This window comes from Bacteroides faecalis, from assembly GCF_003865075.1.
Taxonomy (GTDB): domain Bacteria; phylum Bacteroidota; class Bacteroidia; order Bacteroidales; family Bacteroidaceae; genus Bacteroides; species Bacteroides faecalis.
The window spans coordinates 61,996-84,785 of sequence record NZ_BHWB01000009.1 but is presented as its reverse complement, the minus strand read 5'-3'; the positions used below and the strand labels follow the sequence as shown (position 1 = coordinate 84,785).

The window sequence follows — 22,790 nt, the reverse complement described above, 5'->3', positions numbered from 1 at the left end:
ATTACATACGTTCATGGAAGCTACGGCTAATAACTTCCAATTGGTGTTCGCGACTTAACTTTACGAAGTTTACGGCATAACCGGAAACACGAATTGTCAGTTGCGGATATTTTTCCGGATGCTCCATAGCATCATATAACATTTCACGATTCAGTACGTTCACGTTCAGGTGGTGAGCACCCTTGGTGAAATAACCATCCATCATCGTTACCAGGTTTTCGATCTGATCATCTGAAGTTGCACCTAATGATTTCGGGATGATAGAGAAAGTATTACTGATACCATCCTGAGAGTCACGATAACGAAGTTTCGCTACAGAGCTTAAGGAAGCAATTGCACCATTCTTATCACGTCCATGCATTGGATTAGCACCTGGAGCAAAGGCAACACCTTTAGCGCGTCCGTCAGGAGTAGCACCAGTCTTCTTACCATACATCACATTAGAAGTAATGGTTAATAGTGAAAGGGTAGGACGGGCATTCTTATAGATCGGTAATTTTTTCAATTCTTCGCTGAAGAAATATACTAAATCAACTCCTAAGTGGTCTACCTTATCATTATCGTTACCAAAACAGGGGAACTCACCATTAATATCGAAACCTTCAGTCAGACCGATATCATTGCGGCGAGCAGTTACTTTTGCATACTTGATAGCCGATAAAGAATCGAGTGCTATGGAAAGACCTGCTACACCATACGCCAAATTGATATGTGGGTTAGTATCGATAAGTGCCATCTGAGCTTTTTCATAATAGTACTTATCATGCATATAATGTATGATGTTCATTGCTTCGTTGTAAACGCGTGCAATTTCTTTTAGTACTTTCTTGTAGTTACTCATTACTTCTTCGAAGTTCAATACATCATTAGTCAGTACCGGAATATCCTTTATCATCACTGTACCTGTATTTTCGCAGCGGCCACCGTTGATAGCAAGTAATAATGCTTTTGCTAAATTGCAACGTGCTCCAAAGAATTGAATTTGTTTACCGATTTCCTGATAAGAAACGCAACAAGCGATTCCGTAATCGTCAGATTGACGTACTTCACGCATTAAGTCATCATTTTCATATTGAATAGAGGAGGTGTCGATAGAAACTTTAGCACAGAAATTTTTGAAACCTTCAGGAAGTTCCGGACTCCAGAGAACTGTCAGGTTCGGTTCCGGTGAAGGACCGAGGTTGTACAGTGTTTGTAAGAAACGGAAAGAAGTCTTAGTTACCTTAGTACGTCCATCATTGAAACGTCCGCCTAAAGATTCGGTTACCCAAGTCGGGTCACCGGCAAAGATATCGTTGTAAGATTGCATACGTAGATGACGTACCATACGTAGTTTGATAACAAACTGGTCAATCAGTTCTTGGGCAAAAGATTCTGTAATGGTTCCTTTATTCAATTCATATTCAATATAAATATCCAAGAAAGAAGATACGTTACCAAGTGACATCGCAGCACCATCTTGCTCTTTTACAGCAGCCAAGTATGCCATATATACCCATTGAACAGCTTCTTGTGCTGTGTATGCCGGTCGGCTTAGGTCAAGTCCGTAATATTCTCCCATTACTTTCATATCCTTCAATGCCTTGATTTGTTCGGCAACTTCTTCACGCAGACGAATACGGGCCTCAGTCATTGGACCAGTCAGATGGCGTAAGTCATCTTGTTTAGCTTTAATAAGTCGGTCAATACCATAAAGAGCCAATCGGCGATAATCACCAATGATACGTCCGCGAGCATAGTTATCGGGAAGTCCGGTAAGAAAACCCAGAGAACGGAAAGAACGGATTTCTTCAGTATACACATCGAATACTCCGTCATTATGTGTTTTACGGTAATGAGTGAAGATTTCTTTAACGTGATCGTCTACTTCTACACCATTTTCGTGGCAAGCTTTGCTGACAACATTGATTCCTCCAAACGGCTTGATAGCACGTTTTAGAAGTTCATCTGTTTGTAAACCGACAATAAGCTCATTTTCTTTATCAATATATCCGGCTTTGTGAGAAGTGATTGTGGATACAGTAACATTGTCCAGAGAACGGATTCCATTATTTGCAGTTTCTTCTGCCAATGCTTTTACGCAATGGTTCCATACAGTTTTAGTACGTTCGGTAGGACCTACCAAAAAAGAGGAGTCTCCATTGTACGGAGTAATGTTATGACTTACGAAATCTCTTACATTGATTTCGCTGCTCCAAAGACCATCTTTAAAGATCTTGTTTAATTCCATAAAATGATAAAAATTAGAGGTTTTAGTTATCCTTTCTTTAGAGGGCACAAAGTTACAATGATTTTTCATATATTCGGCATAAATATACTCCATTTTATGCTTTTCAACACAAAATACCTATAAATAGGGATTATTTGGAAAATAGTTTTTCAAAAAATATTCGGAAACACTTGTAAATTAAAAAATGATTTGTACCTTTGCACCGCTTTTAACTAAAAGCACTTCTGATAAAGTAGTTTTGGAGAGGTGGCAGAGTGGTCGATTGCGGCGGTCTTGAAAACCGTTGTACTGCGAGGTACCCGGGGTTCGAATCCCTGTCTCTCCGCAATAAACATTGAATTTCAATGATTTATAGGATTAACACCCGATTTTACACCCAAGAATGTAAAATCGGGTGTTTTTTGTTTTATTTAAGATTTAATACTTCACTGGCCCATAGTTGGGTATAATTATAAATCATTTCTTGGAAAACATATGAAATATTAGTATTTTTGAAAATAAAAACGATATGGAATATGAGGTTAAATATAAGCTGAATGGAACCGTTGGTGTTTATTATATAAACTTTTCTAATAATAATCTGCAAATGCGGGATATTAAGTATTCTATAAAAGTAGAATTGGCTAAGTATTTAAAATGTAATATAGAAATGGATAAATTGGAGATACTTTCCATAAATAAAATATCATAAGTTATGCAAAGCAACACAATCATTTGTAGTAGAGACAAATTCTCGTTGTATTCTCATTTTTATAAGTCAATGGGATTTCAAGTCACATTCATAAATGGATATTTTGGAAATAAGGGTGTTTTGCGTGTGTTTACATTTCAAAACTTCTGTAAATATTATGATAATGAGATATATAACATTAGTCTTGGATTGAAGGAGAATATACTTTGGGCGATATTTGAATGTCAAAAAGACTGTTCACCTATATTTAAAATTGATATAGTAAAAAATGGTGTAAATAGAATTTACGAGGCAATTAATTTGTCAAGTGGTATGGATGATGAAACTGATAGTGTTGCTACGGCTTTACCGTTTAGTAATTATTTCTGTTTTAGAAATTCTGCCCGTATAAAGGCTAATAAGTTTGAAGATTGGGATTGGTGGACTGATGCGGTTATTTGTGAATATAAAGATGTAGTTGCAAATAAGATAAGCTATCAAATACTTCATTTAGATGAACTGGATTTGATAAAAACAGAAAATACAGACTTTACATTGTCACAATATGATTTTGTTCAACAATTTAAAAGACCTATTACTTATTTTAGAAAAAGAAAACACATAACGAATTGTTACAATAATATTGAATGGAAATCTTATTTTTGGAATTCCGCGACAGGTATTGGTGTCCTTTCTGGTGCTAATTCGTATAGGTGCATTGATATTGATGGCTGTTCTTCTACTGAATTTGTAAAACAGGTCTTATTATCTTTGGGCATTAAAGGCATATATGATTGGGTTATTAGTACTGGAAGTAATAATGGTTTTCATGTTTGGATAAAGGTGGAAGAATTGCCTTCTAACTTACTAATGAATAGCCACGCAGAGAAGCTTTTTAAAAATGCAGGTTTTATTGTTTTTGAGCCAAATGAAAAATATAAAAACGTTTTTAAACGAATAGAATTGAGATGGAAATGTCATGTAATAATGCCACCTTCTTTGTCTGGATATGGTTTCAATTATAATTTTATTGGTGGATTACCTCAAAATGATCCACAGACGATATCTTCTTCGGTCTTATTATCATCTTTGCAAGAATTTGGCTATAATACAGCATTAAATTATGAAGAAATAATCCATTGTAAAGTGACAAATATAGGACCTAGTGTCAGACGCTATGATTTATATCAGACAGTAATCCTTGTTTTGGATATTGAAACAACAGGACTGGCACAAGATTTGAACGTGTCTTTTGATAATATAGATAACTGGCCGTACGTAGTTCAAATAAGTTATCAAATCTTTTCAGGTTATGATAATGATATATTGAAGGAGTCTGATTATATATTGAAACCAGATTGCTTCACAATTCCTGATGCTTCTGTTTCTATTCATGGAATTACTAATGATAGGGCACAGGAAGAAGGATGGGATAGACGAGATTTTTATAGATATTTCGTGGAGCAGCTAAAAGCTGTTCATTATATAGTAGTTCATAATGCGGATTTTGATATAAATGTTCTTAAATGTGAGCTCTTGCGTTATACAGAGTTGTCAAAGGATGATATAAATCTACTGTTTTATGGAATATGTATTATTTGTACGATGAAGGCTACTGTAGATGTGTGTAAAATTGAAAGTAATATGGCTGATAGAAAGTACAAATACCCTTCTTTAAAGGAATTGTACAATTACTTATTTCACAAAGATTTTGATAATATGCATAATTCCTTGTATGACGTAAGAGCTACGGCAGAATGTTTTTGGGAATTATCTCAAAGAGGAATTATTAAATACTGTAAAAATTCTCCGATTCAATTAAATTTTGTTTCAGAAAATAAATATTGTTGTCAATGTGGCGGTTTGTTGGAATCGTCTTATTGTAGCTTCCCTAAATGGGATTGGGAGTTTACATTGCAATGTAAAAATTGTGGTTTGTTTTATGTGGCAGGCTATCGAACGGATGATGAATTGTATTTTTAGAAGTGTTGTTATGTGTTATATCTACTATGTTTACACGTAGGAAATAAAAGTGCAATTCATAAACAATCAGAATTGCACTTTTATTTTCTGATTTAAACAATTATAATTTGAATCCCCTGCTTTTTCTTGGTTCTTCTGCTGATATTCGTAAACTTTGCCGTAACTTATCAAACTGCTCTTTGAACCACTCTCCAATTGGCTGTCTGTTTATGGTCAGCATAAGTTTACCGCTATCGGCTGGATTTTTCTCCACCTTGAAAATATCGTTCTTGATGTCAAACTTTCGTTTATGTTCCTCGGAATAAATCTTACCATTGTATCTGATGGCTTCTTTCTTTGTCAAAAGACAATCTATCATATCTTTGGTAAACCCAATGACAGCGCATAGTCTTTCCATTCTCAACATTTCTCTAAACATCGGAAACCACTTGAATGCCTTTTCAAGCAGAGTGTTCAGCCGTGATATTTCTCTGTCTTTAGCTTCAAGTTCTTGACTGTGTATTCCTTGAAGATTGCGTATCTGTTTGTCATGTTGCTCTTGCATTTCCTGCATTTGGATTTTGAGGTTGTCAATACCTTTATCACGTTTGGCAACCTCTTGATGCAAATCTTCGTTGGTTCGCTCCAATTCTTTCAACTTTCCACTTCCGAAAAGAGAACCGACACCGCTTGCTATGGCAGTGGCCGCATCGGTGGCTACGCTTTTGAGTTTGTCCGTGCGTATCTCTGATTTTACTTGTCTGAGTTCCTGTTCGGCAAGACTTATCTGTTGTTCCTTGCGTCGTTTGGTTTCATCAATACGTTGCAGTTCGGCTTTCTGCTTTTCGATGATGAAATCATTTCGTTCCAAATGTTCCTTGCCTGTCTCGGATTTAGATTGCCCACGTTGCATGGAGAGTATGTCAGAAGCCAAAGTTTGCATTTCTATCATATCATTGTCATTGAGCTTTTGGCTCTTGCCTGTGTCGTGGTTCATCCAGTCGAATACGATGTGTGCGTGGTAATTCGGTTTGAACCATTTTTCACCTACTTGGAAACTTTCCTTGTCCTCTGCATCAGGCTGTCCGTTCAGCCAATGCCCTTCATCTTTGTGCAGAAAGATTTGAAGCGGAGTGATGCCCCAACATCTTTGGCATTCCTCGCTAAATTTCTTCACGTCTACCAATGTGGTGTCCGGTTTGATGAGCAACACACCCTCACGGATGGGCGAGCATCCTGCTACTTTTATGATTTTCCCGTTCTTCCCTTTGCGTTCACGCTCTTTCTCCTGCATGGCACGACCTGTCTTTTCCTTTACCATTTGTTTGATGTTGTCGTAGTGCGTCTGCAAATTCGGATTGCCGAATTCTGGGTTTACCCACTGCTCGTTGTCGGCAGAGAGTTCGGACACAATGTAGATTTTGGATTCACCGATATTACGCATATATTCGGCAGTCCTTCGATTGTGAGCCTCACTTGATTTGGTGTTGCAAGGTTTGATATGTATGCTTGATTTTATTGCCATACTACTATTCTGATTTATTGTTTACGATAGATTACTTTGCTCGCTTTCGCAAAGGGGCTCTTAGGGGTGCAACCCATAAGCGGAGTTTCCAAAGAGAAGGTCACTCTTTGCTCTGGGTTCTCAGGGGAGAAACGCCCTGAGTGGGTCATTAGGGCAAAGCCCTAATTCTCTCGGGAGAGCCCACAACTACGAAAGCGAAGCGTGTAGTTATAGTGGGCTATAACCGAAAGCCGTTTTTCTTTTTCGGTGGCTGACTGTGCGTCCCTTTTACAGACTGGACTTGCCTGTTTCTTTCAGCCTGTTTCTGTAAATATTCGTTCAAGTCCTTGCATCCGCTGTAGGTCTGTGAAGCGTCACGGATGTATAAGTCCCTGCCGTATTCCATACGGATTTGTTGGAGTGCTTCCATCCCTGCACGGTCATTGTCAAAGAAACAATGGATTCGCTCGTAGTTCCAAAAGGATAGAGAGCTTTGGAAACATTGGCTACGGAATTCAGCACCATATAATCTTGCCTGTCCAATTCGGGATATTTCGGACAACCCTCCAATCTCAAAGTCAGGAATGAAAGATAGTCCATAAATCCCTCGAACACATAACACGTTTCCCTCGCTGTTCCCGGCTGTCTGATGTGGGAAATATCTTTTGGTGCGATACAGCCTTTGAAATATCGGTTGCGGATTTCATGCCCACTCGACACGTTGGGAAAGGCGATGGCGAAATACCGTTTGCCGTTATGGGTGAAGTGCGCTTCACTGCATTCTCTTTTCGCCAGTACAATGTTTATTCCCCTTTCCTGCAAATAGGTGAGTAGGGCAGGAGAAGAAAGTGGCACAATCTCCAGTTGTTGAAAACTCGGTTCGGAAGATGACTGCTTGCCAAAAGAAAAAGACACGGGACGAATACGGGGTGTCTGCTCTTCGATTCTTTGCAGGAGATATGGCACATAGTCGGAACAATAAAGTTCCTGTGCCAGTGCGATGATATTCCCACCCTTGCCGAGTGCAAAATCATACCATTGGTTGCGTTCAGTATTCACCTTGAACGAGGCTTCCGTTTCTTCCCTTAGTGGTGATTTGTACCACAGGTTTATACCCTGTTGTTTGACTGGAGAAAAGCCCAAACTGTGCAGATAATCTGCTATCTTGATTTGTTTCGCTGTCTGTATATCCATACGACGATAGGTTTAATGATAATTGAATTGGTTTATTTCTCTTTTCGCCCATACCTCTTTATGAAGTACGGTCTATAAGCACTTCACTTTATTCTCGTATATATAGGGTACGGTAATAAAGTGAAGCGGTTTTGCCACATTCCGCAACCACTTCGCTTTATCCCTAATATATAGACCCTCGGAATAAAGTGAAGTGATTGTAAGGTGTGGGCTAATAGTGGAAGTCGGGCATGAACGTATACTTCCTGCCGTTCTCCTGCACTATCATCCGTTTGTTGCGAAGCATGGTGATGAGCGGTACCGCTTTTTGATGGTTCAGCTTTACACCTATTGACGTGTAGCTTTTGATTAAAGCATCTTCCAGTTCCTTGTAGCCGTATTCCTTTTTCAGTCCGAAAACTGCTTCCAGTGCGATGCGGTGTTGCTGTTCGGTGATATACCTGTAAGGGTCGAACTTTTCCTCTTCCGGCCTTCCCGGTTTCTTGGCTTCGGGCTTGTACCCCTCCATGAGTTCGGGCAGGGCGTTGTCGTTGATACGGAATGCGAAAGGCTCGAAATCCATTGCCCGTATGTACATGGCTGAAACGTTGCTTATATCCCCGTTGCTTTTGTCCTTTTCTACAAGGAGTACGGTTTCTGCCTTGTTGTTCAATTCAGTACCGATATGCCCCCTCGCGTTCTCATCCCCCTTGTTCTGGTGGAGTATCGTGTGGATATGTATCTGCCTGTCGTCCGTCCACTGCATCAGTTTGGATATGATGCGTGTCGATTCACCGGGACTATTGATGTCATATACCATGTCACGGATGCCGTCTATGATTACAAGGGCTATGTCAGGCGTATTGTAGATAGCCTGCTCTACAATCCTGATACGCTGTTCGGGCGTGTATTTCCTCAAAGCGAGAAATTCCAGATGCTCATTGTCCCTGTCATCGGGAAGCCCGGCCATCCGTAAAATACGTTTCATGACTTTCAGGCAATGATAAGGCCTCTGTTCCGTGTCCACATAAAGGATTTTCCGTTTGTCTTCCGGAAGTTCAGCCACATATCGCAGCACTGTATCGTTCTTCAATGCGGCGGCTACGATAGCCGACACATTGAAAGTCTTTTTGCTCTTGGCTTTGCCGATGGATGCGCTGAAATTCCCCAATGTCCCTATGACGGAACCATGTACTTTGAGAATTTCCGGTGCTTTTTCGTAACTTTTCGACAGGCTCAAACGTGAGGCTTGCCAAAGGATAACGGCTTCTTCTGCCGATATTTCCTTGTTGTCTTTCATATAATCCATAAGTATACCTCCCGTTATTTTCTTCCTCCGGTTTTCTTTCCGGCCAGTTCAAGGGCAAGTTCCGCATCCACGATAATCTTGCGTCCTATTTGCGTAATGGCTTTGTCAATCTTTCCGCTTTTCTTTATACGGTTGGCGGTGGGCAGACTGCACCCGAACAGTTTGGCAATGCCAAGTATTCCGTACACATACTTTCTTTCTGTGTCCGTGACGGGCTGCGGCTGTGCTTCCGTTTGGTTGGAAGCGTGCTTGCTTAGGAATATGAACTCTTCGCCTGTCATCTGCCAGACGGGTTTAATAATAACTCTTGAAGATTTGTCATCGTCCAATCTATTTAGCCGTTAAACAATCAGCCCTGCGCACTGGCTGTTATTTCTGTTCTCGAACGATGCAAAATTAGGTATGGTTATAAGTGGTAAGGATGTGGATGATATAAATAGGATATTGCGCTATCTCATTAAATATCAGATAATAAAAATACCACTCAAAAAATATTTTGAGTGGTAAAAGTGGAATTTTCGTGAAACATCAATGAATATCACAGATTAGCAGAAAGAATCGTGTTTGTTTATGAATCTTTTTAATATGTGGTCAATCAGGATTATGTTTGAATCTAATATTTAAAATTTCTCTCATTTTGTTTATTTGTTCTTGCGTTGCTTTACCTAGTTCTTTTCTTGGAATTTTCAATCTGCGCATCTTGTTCTTAATGATTCTACTTAATGTTTTTTCCCATTTGGGACTAATGCCAGTATCAGGAATTTCTATTATAATATGGTCACTCACTTGAGAAGCCTTTTCGCTTTTATGCCCATAAGCGATTCTTAGGCCTTTTGATTGAAAAATGGCATCAATAATAGAATAATGATTCTTCAAAGAAAATACAATGCTAAAATTATAATCTATAGGTTTATAGAATCTTATATTTAAGATCCATCTATCGGCATTAAATAATGATGATAATGTTCCACCCCACTGAACTTCAACATCTCCCATGGATATATTGGAATGTAATTTAATGATTTCTTTTATATAATCATCTTCTTTAGAACTGATTACTATAGAAGGTATTAATCGCCCATCTGCGTAATCTCGACTTGCAAATAACCCTTCTTCATTGATATTATATATTGGCGTTGATATTTTTTTAATCATCATAATGAATCTCTTTAATTAATAAACTTTCCGCTTTAGATATGTTATTCTCTACATCTTGAACAATTATTCTATATCTCTCAATGCGTCTATTTTTAAAATTTCTGGAATTTGAAAAATAACCCAACCATATTTTATATCCTTAGGTTCTAGTCGAATATTGTTATCATATTTTTCAATTTGAGAGTGGTATTTTTTATGAAATAAGTTTTTATCATGTGATAATTTTATAGTTCTTATAATACCGTTCTCTATGTAATCTATTTCTAATTTGGGTAGAACTGTATTTCTATAAGAAGATTTGTTTTTTATCGTAATACAAAATACAGCATGTGTGTGTTTTGAGGAATTATATGATATTCTATAGCAATTCTCTATATAAACAGAGAAATTTGGCTTTTTGGATATAAAATCTTCTTTGTCCATCCTATGCTTTTGATTTGAAATTATCCTTAATTCCGCAACACTATTATAAATTAAACTTTTTAAGTACCTGAGCAACAAAAAGTTGCTCAGGATTTTGCCATGTCAGAATTTTCACTTATCTTAGTGTTGCAAAAAAAACAAGAGAATCCGACGATAGACATGGCGAAGATACAAATTAAATCTGAGAGACTCACTCCTTTTGGGGGATTATTTTCAATCATGGAGCAATTTGACTCCACATTATCATCTGTAATCGACTCAACCCTCGGTCTAAGGTGTAGATCGTTCGGTTATCAGTACAGCGAAATCATCCGTTCTCTCATGAGTATCTACTTCTGTAGCGGTTCATGTATTGAGGATGTCACTACTCATTTGATGAACCACCTCTCGCTTCATCCGACACTTCGCACTTGTAGCTCTGATACTATCCTCAGGGCGATAAAGGAGTTGACGCAAGAAAACATTTCATACACATCAGATATGGGCAAGACCTACGATTTCAATACGGCTGACACTCTCAATACTTTATTGCTCAATTGTATATTTGCATCTGGCCAACTGAAAGAGGGTGAGATGTATGATGTTGATTTCGACCATCAGTTCATAGAGACAGAGAAGTATGATGCAAAGCCTACATACAAGAAGTTCCTTGGTTATCGCCCTGGCGTGGCGGTTATTGGCGATTTGATAGTCGGTATAGAGAATAGCGATGGTAACACAAATGTTCGTTTCCATCAGAAGGACACGCTGAAGAGGTTCTTTGCGAGATTTGAACAGAATGGGCTCACTATCAATCGCTTCAGAGCTGATTGTGGATCATGTTCCGAGGAAATCGTGGAGGAAATAGAAAAACACTGCAAGTCCTTCTATATCCGTGCTAACCGCTGCAGTTCGATCTACAATGACACCTTTGCTCTCAAAGGCTGGAAAACTGAGGAAATCAATGGCATTGAGTTTGAATTGAACTCTATCCTTGTTGAGAAGTGGAAAGGTAAGGCATATCGACTTGTGATTCAAAGACAGAAACGGATGGATGGTGTGCAGGATTTTTGGGAAGGAGAATACACATACCGTTGTATCCTGACTAACGACTATGATTCTTCCGTAAGAGAAATTGTCGAGTTCTATAACCTTCGTGGAGGAAAGGAACGTATCTTCGATGATATGAACAATGGTTTCGGGTGGGACAGATTGCCCAAATCCTTCATGGCAGAGAACACAGTGTTCCTTCTTCTTACAGCACTTATCCGTAACTTTTACAAGGCCATTATTCAAAGACTTGACGTAAAGAAGTTCGGGCTCAATGCAACAAGTCGCATAAAAGCGTTTGTCTTCAGGTTTATCTCTGTACCAGCCAAGTGGATCAGGACATCAAGGCGGTATGTGCTGAACATCTATACCTGTAATAATGCTTACGCAGATGTTTTCCAGACTGATTTTGGATAATGCCTACAACTTATGGGAATGATATTGTGTATTGCCTCAAGTCACATTGTGGGGTAAGGGGATATTGTAGGCAGAAGTGGGTGCTTCAAGTTCAAATTATCTGCAAATTCAGTAATGAGAGGACGTGTAAACGCAATAAGGACGTTCAAGGGCTTAGTTGCGGATTTGAGGATTATTATTTGTCTCATTGTGATAAAAAGTGTAATAATACCTATAATTATGCCTATTATTACATTATTTTCTTGTATTAATTCTAACATAAGCTTAACGATATAAATAATACTACTTATTTAAATTAAATATACATTCCATTTCTTTGGCGAATTTCTGGTTGCTGTCACTTGGAAAATCGGAAACGGGTTCTTTGTACTTCGACTTGTAATAGCTCTCGTCAATATCCAGTAGTTCCAATATTTTGTTTTGCCATTCGTCCCTGTATTGCTTGGATAGTTTTTCGCTTATCAGGAATATCAGTAACACACCCGTATCTTTTCTTTTGCCTTGATTTTTAGTCTGTTCTTGCAGGGGTGCAGGTTTATATTGGCATAAAAGTCCGATATGGTAATGGCTTCGAACTGTTCCCCGACACAGGTTTCATGAATGGACGAAAGCGACTTCATATCAAAATATTCATGCTGTCCCTCCGGTGTATTCTGTATTTCTTCTTGCTCATTTTGCTTGACCGGTTCATTCTGTCGTTTTTCTTCCACATCATCAGGAAGGTACTTTTTCAGGACTTCCATAAAAAGAATGCTTAGACGGTAAACATCACCGGAAAGGTTTTCGATATATTGAAAAGCCTCTTTCCTGTCTTGCTTTTGCAGTTCATAGAGTTTATCCAATTCCTTCTTTTCCTTGTCGTATTCAGCTTTGCAGCGTTCATACTCCTTCTCGGTTTGCTTCTCTTCCTCTGCCGTATGTTCCCTGTAGCCAATGGAATCATATCTGTTATATGCTTCATTCAAGGGCTTGCTTAATTTTTGTGTAACTCTCAACTGCGCTTCTATATCAGTGTCATATCTGCCAATGAAGTTGTAGCATACACGGGAAATTATCTCATCATCAAACAATGGATGTTTTTCGTAAATCAGTATGTTCTTCTCTATCTCGGTTCTCAGGCTGTTGAGAATCAGAGTATATTGTTCTTTATGTTTGCCAAGCACCAGTTCAAGAATAGCGGCTTCAAAAGCTTTTGTATCATTATATTGCTTATAGAAGTCCGTGATGAATTTCTGCTTGTCAAAAGAGAAAGTATGGCTGATTATAAAATCGCTGTATATTCGATTGAGTTCGCCATATTGGGGAATCATAATCTGTATTTCTACTGCCATGTGCACTTAGTTTATGGATTCTTATCTTTATCAAGAAAGGAAGTCAGTTCTTCCTCTACTTCTTCTATACTTGGCAGAACTGATTTTAAATTCTCAGGTATAGCCTTGCTCAGTTGGTAATCGCTGATGCCTATCGGCTGGTCGTAGCCTGTCAATGCGTATTGCGCTACAACTTCGTCTTTTCCCTTGCATAGCAACAACCCGATAGTCTTGTTGTCATTCTCTCCCCTCAGTTTGTCATCCACCACATTGATGTAGAAGTTCAGTTGCCCCGCATACTCCGGTTTGAATGGGGTCGCTTTCAATTCCACTACGATGTATGCGTGTAGGGGAATGGAATACAGAATCAGGTCGGCATAGAAATCGCTGTTACCAATTTGAAAATGCTTCTGCCGGGCGACAAAGGCAAAACCATTGCCCATTTCCAACAAATAACGGGTAACGTGTTTTACCAGTTGCTCCTCTATATCCCTTTCATCTGCCTTTTCTTTCGCTCCAACCAAATCAAAGATATACGGGTCTTTCAACAGGTAATTGGCAAGGTCGCTTTGTGGTGCCGGAAGTGTGGATGTAAAATTATTTACCTTGTTGTTACTGATTTGTCTGTTATATAGGTTGGTTTCAATTTGTATTTTAAGAATATTGCTGCTCCAACCCATTTCTACCGATTGCTTCATGTACCAATATTTTACACCTAATGGAAGTGAATTATTGAGCATGATTACATGACTTGCCCAATTTATTCTGGCAACAGGGGATGCCAAAAATAATTTTTCTATATCCTCAATCGTTATCCGGTAAATGGCAGATACAGTTTTGGCAACATTCTGAATTTGCGCAAGAGGTTCTTGCGTAAATTCTAACAACTGACTATCAGTGGATTGTATTTGCGCAGTAAGTTCTTGCGTAAATTGTCCGTTGTTTAGTTTCAAGACTTCATCCGTGACATTCTGTATGCTTGGAACAGATAGCCTTGCATCTGTATCAATGAAACTTCGTAGCACGTTCAGCGGATATGACCGTGCGAATTGGCACATATAAGTAAGGTTGCGTTCCGAATAGCCTTTCTTTTCAGGATAATTGAATCGGATAGCCTTTGCCAATTGCTTGATGATTTTGCTTCCCCAGCCTTGTAAGTTCTGATGATACAGGATATAGTTGCCTATTTTCCAGTAATGGAACAGCATTTGCGCATTGGCTGCGGTAATCAGCCTGACTTGCGCCTGTTCTATTTCCGAACCGACAGCATGAACAAATGCGTCAAAGTCCGTTCTTTCTATATGATGTTCTTTGTTGTTTTCCATGTTTCAATGTCTATTGTTGTCGCAAATATAATTCAAATAGCGGATAATCTATGAAACTGATTGATACTTTTATAGTTGGTTAAACTTGTTCATGGCGTTTGCCTTAATATCATCCGCTATGTCAATATAAGGTTTCATGGCTTTATAGTCACTATGTCCCGTCCATTTCATTACGACCTGTGCCGGAATACCGAGAGCCAGCGTATTGCAAATGAATGTTCTTCTTCCTGCATGGGTGCTTAGCAATGCGTATTTTGGGGTGACTTCATCTATACGTTCATTCCCTTTATAATATGTTTCCCGTACAGGCTCGTTGATTTCAGCCAGTTCCCCCAACTCTTTCAAGTAATCGTTCATCTTTTGATTACTGATGACAGGCAATGCCATGTGGTTTTCAAAATGAATGTCCTTGTATTTTTCAAGTATGGCTTTACTGTACTTGTTCAGTTCAATATTCAGACTGTCTGCCGTTTTGACTGTGGTAACTTCTATGTGGTCGGGTTTTACATCACTTCTTTTCAAGTTACGGACATCCGAATATCGTAAACTCGTGAAGCAGCAAAACAAAAAGACATCCCTGACACGTTCCAAATATTGTTTGTCTTTTGGTATCTGATAATCTTTCAGCTTGTTCAATTCGTCCCAAGTCAGGAATATCACCTTTTTAGAGGTGGTTTTCAATTTGGGTTTGAAAGTATCGTATGCCATGTTCTGATGATGTCCTTTCTTGAAGCTCCAGCGCAGAAACCATTTGAGGAATCCCATCTGTTTGCCGATGGTACTGTTCCTCATGTCCTTTTTGTCACGCAGGAAGTTCACATACTCGTTCAAGCCGAACTCGTTGAAGTATTCAAAGGTTACATCTTCCTTGAACTCTTTGAGGTGGTTTTTCACTGCTGAGAATTTTTCGTAGGTGGATGCCGTCCAATTATTCTGATTGCCACACTCCTTTACAAATTCATCGAATACCTCCCAAAAACTTATCTGTGTTTCTTCCTGCTGCTCTTCGTTGGCATCTTTCATCCGCAGGTTGAACGCATCCTTTAGCTGTTGGGTGGTCGGCATGGCTTCCTGTACCTCAAATTCCTTGAACACGTTTTGAATCTCGGCATAGTATTTCAGCAAGTCTGCATTGATTTCGGATGCGCTTTGCTTCAACTTGTTGGTGCATCCGTTCTTTACCCGTTGTTTGTCGGCATCCCATTTGGCTACGTCAATCCGGTAGCCTGTTGTAAACTCGATGCGTTGGCTTGCGTATATGACACGCATACGGATGGGTACGTTCTCGATGATTGGCATACCGTTCTTCTTCCGGCTCTCCAATGCAAAAATGATGTTTCGTTTGATATTCATAATTGGGTGCGTTTGAAATTCTACACCCAAATATACACCCAATATTTGGAATAGCAAAAGGCATTCAGAAAGATTTAGATTTACTCTATACTTTAGATAGTATTTGATTGTCAGTGATTTGCAATTTTATGATATTTCTTGAAAGTATAGGTTCAAGAGCCTGTCTCTCCGCTAAAGTTGGAAATTTTGTAAAGTTATAATGGCCTGCCATTCATTAATGAATGGCAGGCCATTTTTGTTTCATTTATAAGAAAGTTCCGTTACATGAACGTTACATTAATATTACATCCATATCTGTTTGATAATGAATAAAATGAATTTTTAGAATTCATTCTTCCTGCTATTTCTCCACACTACTTTTGTCTTCGAAATCAAAAACAAAAAGAATGAAAACGATTATCAAGGCAAAATCAGAACTTAGTTCAAACAGAAAAATGTCAGATTTATTTTTTATCTTGTGGGCAGGAGGAGCTGCACTTCTTTCTTATTCCTTAGTCTATGCATTTCGCAAACCTTTCACAGCAGCTTCTTTTGATGGAATTGAAGTATTCGGATTCGATTATAAAGTCTTGGCTACTATTATCCAAATCTTAGGTTATCTGATTGCTAAATTCATAGGAATCAAGCTGATATCCGAGTTGAAACGAGAAAATCGTTTGAAATTCATATTGGTATCAATCGTTATTGCCGAATTGTCATTGGTAGCTTTCGGATTACTACCTACTCCTTATAATATGTTTGCTATGTTTTTCAACGGATTATCATTGGGATGTATGTGGGGAGTTATCTTCAGTTTTATTGAAGGTCGCCGGATGACAGATGTATTAGCCAGTCTTTTGGGGATTAGCATTGTGATCAGTTCGGGGACAGCCAAGTCTGTCGGATTGTTTGTTATGGATTCATTGCATGTCAGTGAATTTTGGATGCCGGCTTTAATCGGTGCTTTTGCACTTCCCTTATTAGCAATATTGGGATATAGTCTGACTCGTCTGCCACAACCTACTGCACAAGATATAGCACAAAAGAGTAATCGGGTTACTTTGAATGGCAAACAGCGGAAAGAATTGTTTGTCAATTTTATGCCATTCCTGATATTGTTGTTTCTTGCAAATCTCATGTTGGTGATACTCAGAGATATTAAAGAAGATTTTCTTGTGAAGATTATAGATGTGAGTGGTCATTCTTCATGGATGTTTGCCCAGGTAGATACCATAGTAACGTTGATTATTCTTGCCTTGTTTGGTACAATGGTTTTTGTAAAAAGCAATATGAGAGTGCTGGTTGTTTTACTTGGGGTGGTGGTAGCAGGCACAGCAACGATGAGTTTTGTTTCTTTCAATTATGACTTTCTGCAATTAGATTCTATTACTTGGCTGTTCATTCAGAGTTTGAGTTTATACATTGCTTATCTTTGTTTCCAAAGTGTCTTTTTCGATCGTTTTATAGCATGTTTCAAGATAAAGGGAAATGTGGGTTTCTTTATTGTAACAATTGATTTTATTGGTTATACAGGTACGGTATTTGTACTAATGTTTAAGGAATTTGTCCATGCCGATATTGATTGGTTAGAGTTTTATAACCTTTTATCAGGCTATGTAGGATTGATATGTACGGTTGCTTTCACTTGTGCTATGTTTTTTTTGATACAAAGAAGCAGAAGAGAAAAGCTACAACAAAAGACTGTTGTTGGTGATGCGGGAATGAAAATAAAGGGAAGTAGCTTTGGACAGACTTTGGCACAAATCTAATATGAAATTTTTGGTAAAAACTCAGTTGAAATACCCCTTTATTGTATTTCAGATTATAATTGTAATTGCATTTACAGCAAAAGCCCAGAATCCCCATGATCAACTTCAATATAAAATAACAGGACGTATGTTAATGGATGGTGGTATTTATATGAAGAACTCCAATCACTTTGGAAATGGGATGGAATTCAATGATCTTCGTATAGGGGTAAAAGCAACCTATCAAAACTGGAACATGAAATTAGAGATAGGGTATGCAGGAAATAAAGCGGCAATCAAGGATGCCTTTGCTTCTTACTCATATAAAAAACACTCCATACAGATCGGACAATTCTATGAACCTTTCAGCCTGGATATGCTATGTAGTACGTTCGATCTTCGTTTCAACCAGTCTCCCGGTTCAGTACTGGCCTTAACAAATAGCCGACGTATGGGAGTAGCTTACTCCTATAATACCCAACATTACTATTTTTGTGGTGGATTATTTACAGATAATGATTTGAGTAATTTAAAAAATGTTTCTCAGGGATATGCTGTTGATGCTCGTTTCGTTTATCGTCCAGTCTATGAAAAGGAGAAACTTGTTCATATTGGTTTAGCTACTATTCATTGCACCCCCGATGGTGCACTTCCGGAAGAACAGAATAAGCATACATTCATCTATAAATCTCCGGGAATTAGTACGATTGATAATCGGAATCTACTGCTGGCAGAGGTAGATCATGCTGTATCACAATTTAAAGTGGGGACAGAATTGTTGATATATTATCATAAGTTTTTTCTGCAAAGCGAATACATCCGGACATATGTGAAGCGAAAAGGCAGTTTGAAAAATTATAAGGCACAAGGGGGATATGTACAATGTTCATGGTTATTGTTAGGTAAAAATTATCTTTATGATAATGATGTTGCATGCCCTGGTCGTCCGGAAGGTAAAAGTCTGGAGTTATGTGCCCGCTTCAATTACCTTACATTGAATGACCGGTCGGCTGGAATTGAAGGGGGAATGGAAAAAGATTTTTCTATCGGGCTTAATTATTATCTTAATAAACATATTGGCATTAAACTGAATTACAATTATTTCCTGCCTGGAGCACATATAAAGGAGATTGCTTTTTCCGATTTTAGTGTTATTCAAGGACGGTTTCAGTTTATTTTCTAAGTTTATATAAATGGGTAGGATTCTTGAGAAGATGTTTCAAATATTAATTAACCCATCATTTCGCTATTGTAAAAGATAGAATAGTGTTAGTTTACATGATAACTTACATAAATAAAGTTAAAACAACAAAGCCTGAAAGCTTTATTTGTCATTATTCTGCGTAGATAATTATAACTTGCAGAGTTATTTGTCACTATGATTATTACACGATACATTCTCTATTCTACTATGTTCCCGGATTTCTGATAGGGCATTTGCAGAACTTGAAAAGTAGGCCTATTATTAAGCCTGAATAGATCGATAAATTCCATTTTGACATTGCAATTGTAAAAACTTAAATCTAATATTATGTTTGTTATCAGGTGTCATTTCACGTCTTTGATAATGACAAAAGCTGAATCACTTACAGAATATTGGAAGGTAAAAGATGACTTTGTAGTAGATCATTGCATCTGAAAAGTATGACTATTATTTTTATAAATACCTAATAATATATCTTTTATGAAATATTTAAGTGTTAGTAGGCTGCTTGTCTTTAGTTTATTTGTTGCATACTCAGTTTTGCTTTGTGCAGCCAAATCTTCTTTCCATTTGAAGAATTTGTGTGTAGAATATGCAGAAACTCCATTAGGCATAGATATAGAAAAACCACGTTTTAGTTGGCAAATGGCAGTTCCTTCCGATCGTAGAGGAGGTATGCAAACTGCTTACCAGATTACTGTGACGGATGAACATGGAACTCAAGTCTGGAATTCCGGGAAAGTGATGAGTGATATATCACTGAACATTGAATACGAAGGACAATCTTTACAACCGGTTACTCGCTATATATGGACAATTTGCGTGTGGGATAATAAAGGTAAAAACGCGTCAGCTTCTTCTTGGTTTGAAACCGGATTGATGAGTAGGAATGATACGGATAAGATATGGGGAGGCGCCAAATGGATTGGAGGTAGCGATGAAGATCAGACTTTGCATTCACAATATCTTCCTGTATACCGTCTCGACTTTACACTACAACTTGACCGACAATCAGGTTCTAAGCGTGCGGGTTTTATTTATGGAGCTAACGATCATCGTTTGATGAATAAGTTTAAAAATATATACCATTTGCAGAATGCCAAAGATGAGTCATACATAATGATGGAGTTAGATATTACTCCGTTGATTTCGGGCAAAGAGGCACAAATTAATGTTTATCGTGTGGGCTATCATCTTGACGATCGTAAAGAAACACCATTGAAAAGCCTGACTATTCCTGCTTCCCTAATTAATGAAAATAATAAATATGAGAAACATACTGTCATATTAACCTCTAATTATGGTATTACTCGTCTATTTATTGATAGCGATCAAAACGATATTGGAGAAATTAATCTTAATCCTATAGGTCGAGGTGGTGATTTCATTACTTTTCCGGTGGTTGCTGATATCGGTTATTCCCTTCCGGAAGGACAATCTGCAACTTTTTCCGATATCAAGATCAGACATTTCCAACGCCCTTCCAATATTATTCGGGTGATGAACTTCGATACAAGTTCCGGTTCTTTCGTGACATTGGATCCAAGCCGGAATTCCATGCCTATGCTCCGTACTCAGTTTGTTTCAGAGAAACAGAAGGTGAAGAAAGCACGTCTCTATGTTACTTCACGTGGCATTTATGAAATTTATATGAATGGATCTCGGATTGGAAATGACTATTTTAATCCGGGACTGACACAATATAATAAGATGCATTTATACCAGACTTATGATGTGACCGATTTTATTCAAGAAGGAGACAATGTAATGGGGGCTTTACTGGGTGAAGGCTGGTGGAGTGGAGGCTGTACTTACTCGGGAGAACTTTGGAATTATTTTGGTGATCGTCAGTCATTATTGGCTAAACTCGTAGTTACGTATGCGGATGGAGCAGAGAAAGTAGTAGTAACCAATCCTTCCCAATGGCAATATTTCAGTGAAGGTCCTATACGTTATGGAAGTTTCTTTCAAGGTGAGATATATGACGCTCGGAAAGAAAAACAAATATTGGGATGGAGCACTCCCGAATACAAGGCAACAGTATGGAAACCGACTCAAGAGATTATACTTGACGGAACCGTAAGTACTGGTGGGAGTAATGGTTGGGAACCTGCCAACGATTATTCAAACTTTTGGCTCACCGGGCAATTCGGACAGACGATAAAAGCCGTCAAAGAACTGACTGCCGTTTCAGTGAAGGAGGTCCGCCCGGGTGTTTTTGTTTATGATATGGGACAAAATATGGCAGGGGTTCCTCGAATCAACTTGTCGGGTATACAACCGGGAACTAAAGTATATTTACGTTTTGCAGAAGTGACCTATCCGGATCTTCCGGAATATAAGGGAAATATTGGCATGATAATGCTGGAAAATATTCGTGGAGCTATGGCACAAGATATTTACGTTACGAAGGGAGGAAACGAAACTATTTCTCCACGTTTTACTTATCATGGTTACCGTTATCTGGAGATTACAGGTATTGAGAAGCCACTCCCATTGGAGTCTGTAAAGGGAGTAGTACTGAGTTCCATCGACGGTTTGACAGCCAATTATGAAACTTCGAATACAAAAGTAAACCGATTATGGCAGAATATTTTATGGTCAGCTTATGCTAATTTTATGTCCGTTCCTACCGATTGTCCTCAACGCAATGAACGGCTTGGATGGAGTGGTGATATTTCTGTCTTTTCGCGTACAGCCACTTATCTGGTTTCTTTTCCTCAATTTTTACGCCGTCACATGTTTGCTATGCGCCAAACTCAACATGCAGACGGGCGTTTTCCGGATATAGCACCTCTTGGAGGAGGGTTTGGCGGACTACTTTGGGGAAGTGCCGGTATTACGGTAGCATGGGAATCCTATCAGCAATATAATGATCGTGTATTGTTGGCCGAGCACTATGATGCAATGAAGCATTACATAAAATATATCCTTGAAAAATATATAGATCCTACTACCGGAGTACTGACTCAGGGACAAGCATGGTGGGGGAATTTAGGTGATTGGTTAGGATTAGAAGATGGAAAGAATGATAAAACCTTACTATGGGAGTCTTATTTTATTTATGATCTTGATTTGATGCAGAAAATTGCTGGAGTATTAAATAGGAAAGATGACGCGGAATGGTACAAGAAACTGGCTACCGAACGAAGGGAATTCTTCGCTCATACCTATATTCAACCGGAGACGGGAAAAACTATTGCTTCAGGGGCCAATGGACCGAAGAAAGGTGAGTTGGTGGACATTCAAACATCGTATGTATTACCTTTAGCTTTCAATCTGGTTGATTCTACAATGAAAGATAAACTGGCGGAACATCTTGTACAAGCGGTGACCAGAGACAATAAAACTGATCAGGGAAAAGAATGTCCTTCTTATTCTTTAATGACAGGTTTTATAGGCACAGCATGGATTAATATGGCTTTATCTGAAAACGGATATTCGGATGTTGCTTATAAGTTATTGCAGCAAACTAGTTATCCCTCTTGGCTTTATCCTATTGAACAGGGAGCCACTACTATTTGGGAACGGTTGAATTCATATACCCGTCTTGATGGTTTTGGTGGAAACAATAGCATGAATTCTTTTAACCACTATTCTTTTGGTGCTGTAGGTGCATGGATGTGTAATTACTCGTTAGGTATACAACGTGATGAGAATTATCCCGGATTTAAGCATTTCATATTGAAACCGGAAGTAGACGTGACAGGGGCTATAACTTATGCGAAAGGTTACTATGATTCAATGTATGGACGCATTAATAGCAGTTGGAAAAAAGAAGAAGATGCATTGATTTATCAATGTACAGTTCCTGCCAATACGACTGCACGTTTATATCTTCCTGCCGCTTCTGTAGAAGGAATTTCCGAGGGAAATAAATCTTTGAAGAAAAGTAAAGGAGTAGAGTATATAGGTGAGGAAGATGGCAAAGTAATATTGGATCTTTCATCCGGCGACTATTCTTTTAGAATAGCGAAATAGACGGTTTTGTATGGT

Annotated in this window: 13 protein-coding genes, 1 tRNA gene and 2 pseudogenes; 6 read left to right on the top strand and 10 right to left on the bottom strand. The window is 38.5% G+C overall.

What is annotated here, in order from left to right:
• Position 1: 1 nt before the first annotated feature.
• Positions 2-2,230 (bottom strand): formate C-acetyltransferase, encoded by a 2,229-nt coding sequence (pflB, locus tag EJF25_RS15305; protein WP_125041883.1) that lies wholly within the window; start codon positions 2,228-2,230, stop codon positions 2-4.
• Positions 2,231-2,470: 240 nt separating this feature from the next.
• Here pflB and EJF25_RS15300 point away from each other — a divergent pair.
• Positions 2,471-2,555: transfer RNA gene (locus tag EJF25_RS15300), tRNA-Ser, on the top strand.
• Positions 2,556-2,990: 435 nt separating this feature from the next.
• Positions 2,991-4,883: an exonuclease domain-containing protein gene (locus EJF25_RS15295; RefSeq protein ID WP_054349200.1), complete on the top strand. Its 1,893-nt coding sequence runs from the start codon at positions 2,991-2,993 to the stop codon at positions 4,881-4,883.
• 100 nt (positions 4,884-4,983) lie between these two features.
• On the opposite strand, the gene EJF25_RS15290 is transcribed toward EJF25_RS15295, so the two are convergent.
• The 6 genes and pseudogenes from EJF25_RS15290 to EJF25_RS15265 form a co-directional block, all read right to left on the bottom strand.
• Positions 4,984-6,387: a mobilization protein gene (locus tag EJF25_RS15290; RefSeq protein WP_125041881.1), complete on the bottom strand. Its 1,404-nt coding sequence runs from the start codon at positions 6,385-6,387 to the stop codon at positions 4,984-4,986.
• Positions 6,388-6,604: 217 nt separating this feature from the next.
• Positions 6,605-7,560: pseudogene (locus EJF25_RS15285) on the bottom strand (DUF8464 domain-containing protein).
• Positions 7,561-7,771: 211 nt separating this feature from the next.
• Positions 7,772-8,848, bottom strand: coding sequence for an AAA family ATPase (locus tag EJF25_RS15280; protein WP_125041880.1), 1,077 nt, complete (start codon positions 8,846-8,848; stop codon positions 7,772-7,774).
• 14 nt (positions 8,849-8,862) lie between these two features.
• Entirely contained in the window at positions 8,863-9,129 is a 267-nt protein-coding gene (locus tag EJF25_RS15275) for a DUF3853 family protein (protein WP_007758901.1), read from the bottom strand.
• 310 nt (positions 9,130-9,439) lie between these two features.
• Positions 9,440-10,006, bottom strand: a complete 567-nt coding sequence (locus tag EJF25_RS15270; protein WP_125041879.1) for a hypothetical protein — start codon at positions 10,004-10,006, stop codon at positions 9,440-9,442.
• Positions 10,007-10,069: 63 nt separating this feature from the next.
• A complete protein-coding gene (locus EJF25_RS15265; protein ID WP_125041878.1) occupies positions 10,070-10,429 on the bottom strand; it encodes a hypothetical protein in 360 nt (119 codons plus the stop codon).
• Between the two features lie 159 nt (positions 10,430-10,588).
• On the opposite strand from EJF25_RS15265, the gene EJF25_RS15260 reads away from it, so the two are divergent.
• Positions 10,589-11,875 (top strand): IS1380-like element ISBf12 family transposase, encoded by a 1,287-nt coding sequence (locus EJF25_RS15260; RefSeq protein WP_009040242.1) that lies wholly within the window; start codon positions 10,589-10,591, stop codon positions 11,873-11,875.
• A 282-nt stretch (positions 11,876-12,157) separates the two neighbouring features.
• On the opposite strand, the pseudogene EJF25_RS15255 reads toward EJF25_RS15260, so the two are convergent.
• The 3 genes and pseudogenes from EJF25_RS15255 to EJF25_RS15245 all read right to left on the bottom strand — a co-directional run bounded on the left by EJF25_RS15255 (position 12,158) and on the right by EJF25_RS15245 (position 15,863).
• Positions 12,158-13,206 (bottom strand): annotated as a pseudogene (locus EJF25_RS15255) (hypothetical protein).
• A gap of 11 nt (positions 13,207-13,217) precedes the next feature.
• Complete coding sequence (locus EJF25_RS15250) at positions 13,218-14,510, bottom strand: PDDEXK nuclease domain-containing protein (protein ID WP_125041877.1); 1,293 nt, start codon at positions 14,508-14,510, stop codon at positions 13,218-13,220.
• Between the two features lie 69 nt (positions 14,511-14,579).
• Positions 14,580-15,863, bottom strand: coding sequence for a site-specific integrase (locus tag EJF25_RS15245; protein WP_125041876.1), 1,284 nt, complete (start codon positions 15,861-15,863; stop codon positions 14,580-14,582).
• 386 nt (positions 15,864-16,249) lie between these two features.
• Here EJF25_RS15245 and EJF25_RS15240 point away from each other — a divergent pair, with 386 nt between their 5' ends.
• From EJF25_RS15240 to EJF25_RS15230, 3 genes are all read left to right on the top strand, one after another.
• The gene (locus EJF25_RS15240) at positions 16,250-17,611 is read left to right on the top strand and encodes a DUF5690 family protein (protein ID WP_200832923.1); all 1,362 of its coding nucleotides are present in this window, start codon (positions 16,250-16,252) and stop codon (positions 17,609-17,611) included.
• A 1-nt stretch (position 17,612) separates the two neighbouring features.
• Positions 17,613-18,773 carry an OprO/OprP family phosphate-selective porin gene (locus EJF25_RS15235; RefSeq protein ID WP_125041875.1) on the top strand — a complete coding sequence of 387 codons (1,161 nt, stop codon included), beginning with the start codon at positions 17,613-17,615 and terminating at the stop codon, positions 18,771-18,773.
• 501 nt (positions 18,774-19,274) lie between these two features.
• Positions 19,275-22,775 (top strand): family 78 glycoside hydrolase catalytic domain, encoded by a 3,501-nt coding sequence (locus EJF25_RS15230; RefSeq protein WP_125041874.1) that lies wholly within the window; start codon positions 19,275-19,277, stop codon positions 22,773-22,775.
• Positions 22,776-22,790: the final 15 nt, after the last annotated feature.

Bases quoted from the DNA above. Each gene is read 5' to 3' on its own strand.
- pflB (WP_125041883.1), bottom strand. From the start codon at position 2,230: ATGGAATTAAACAAGATCTTTAAAGATGGTCTTTGGAGCAGCGAAATC.
- EJF25_RS15295 (WP_054349200.1), top strand. From the start codon at position 2,991: ATGGGATTTCAAGTCACATTCATAAATGGATATTTTGGAAATAAGGGT.
- EJF25_RS15290 (WP_125041881.1), bottom strand. From the start codon at position 6,387: ATGGCAATAAAATCAAGCATACATATCAAACCTTGCAACACCAAATCA.
- EJF25_RS15280 (WP_125041880.1), bottom strand. From the start codon at position 8,848: ATGGATTATATGAAAGACAACAAGGAAATATCGGCAGAAGAAGCCGTT.
- EJF25_RS15275 (WP_007758901.1), bottom strand. From the start codon at position 9,129: ATGACAGGCGAAGAGTTCATATTCCTAAGCAAGCACGCTTCCAACCAA.
- EJF25_RS15270 (WP_125041879.1), bottom strand. From the start codon at position 10,006: ATGATGATTAAAAAAATATCAACGCCAATATATAATATCAATGAAGAA.
- EJF25_RS15265 (WP_125041878.1), bottom strand. From the start codon at position 10,429: ATGGACAAAGAAGATTTTATATCCAAAAAGCCAAATTTCTCTGTTTAT.
- EJF25_RS15260 (WP_009040242.1), top strand. From the start codon at position 10,589: ATGGCGAAGATACAAATTAAATCTGAGAGACTCACTCCTTTTGGGGGA.
- EJF25_RS15250 (WP_125041877.1), bottom strand. From the start codon at position 14,510: ATGGAAAACAACAAAGAACATCATATAGAAAGAACGGACTTTGACGCA.
- EJF25_RS15245 (WP_125041876.1), bottom strand. From the start codon at position 15,863: ATGAATATCAAACGAAACATCATTTTTGCATTGGAGAGCCGGAAGAAG.
- EJF25_RS15240 (WP_200832923.1), top strand. From the start codon at position 16,250: ATGAAAACGATTATCAAGGCAAAATCAGAACTTAGTTCAAACAGAAAA.
- EJF25_RS15235 (WP_125041875.1), top strand. From the start codon at position 17,613: ATGAAATTTTTGGTAAAAACTCAGTTGAAATACCCCTTTATTGTATTT.
- EJF25_RS15230 (WP_125041874.1), top strand. From the start codon at position 19,275: ATGAAATATTTAAGTGTTAGTAGGCTGCTTGTCTTTAGTTTATTTGTT.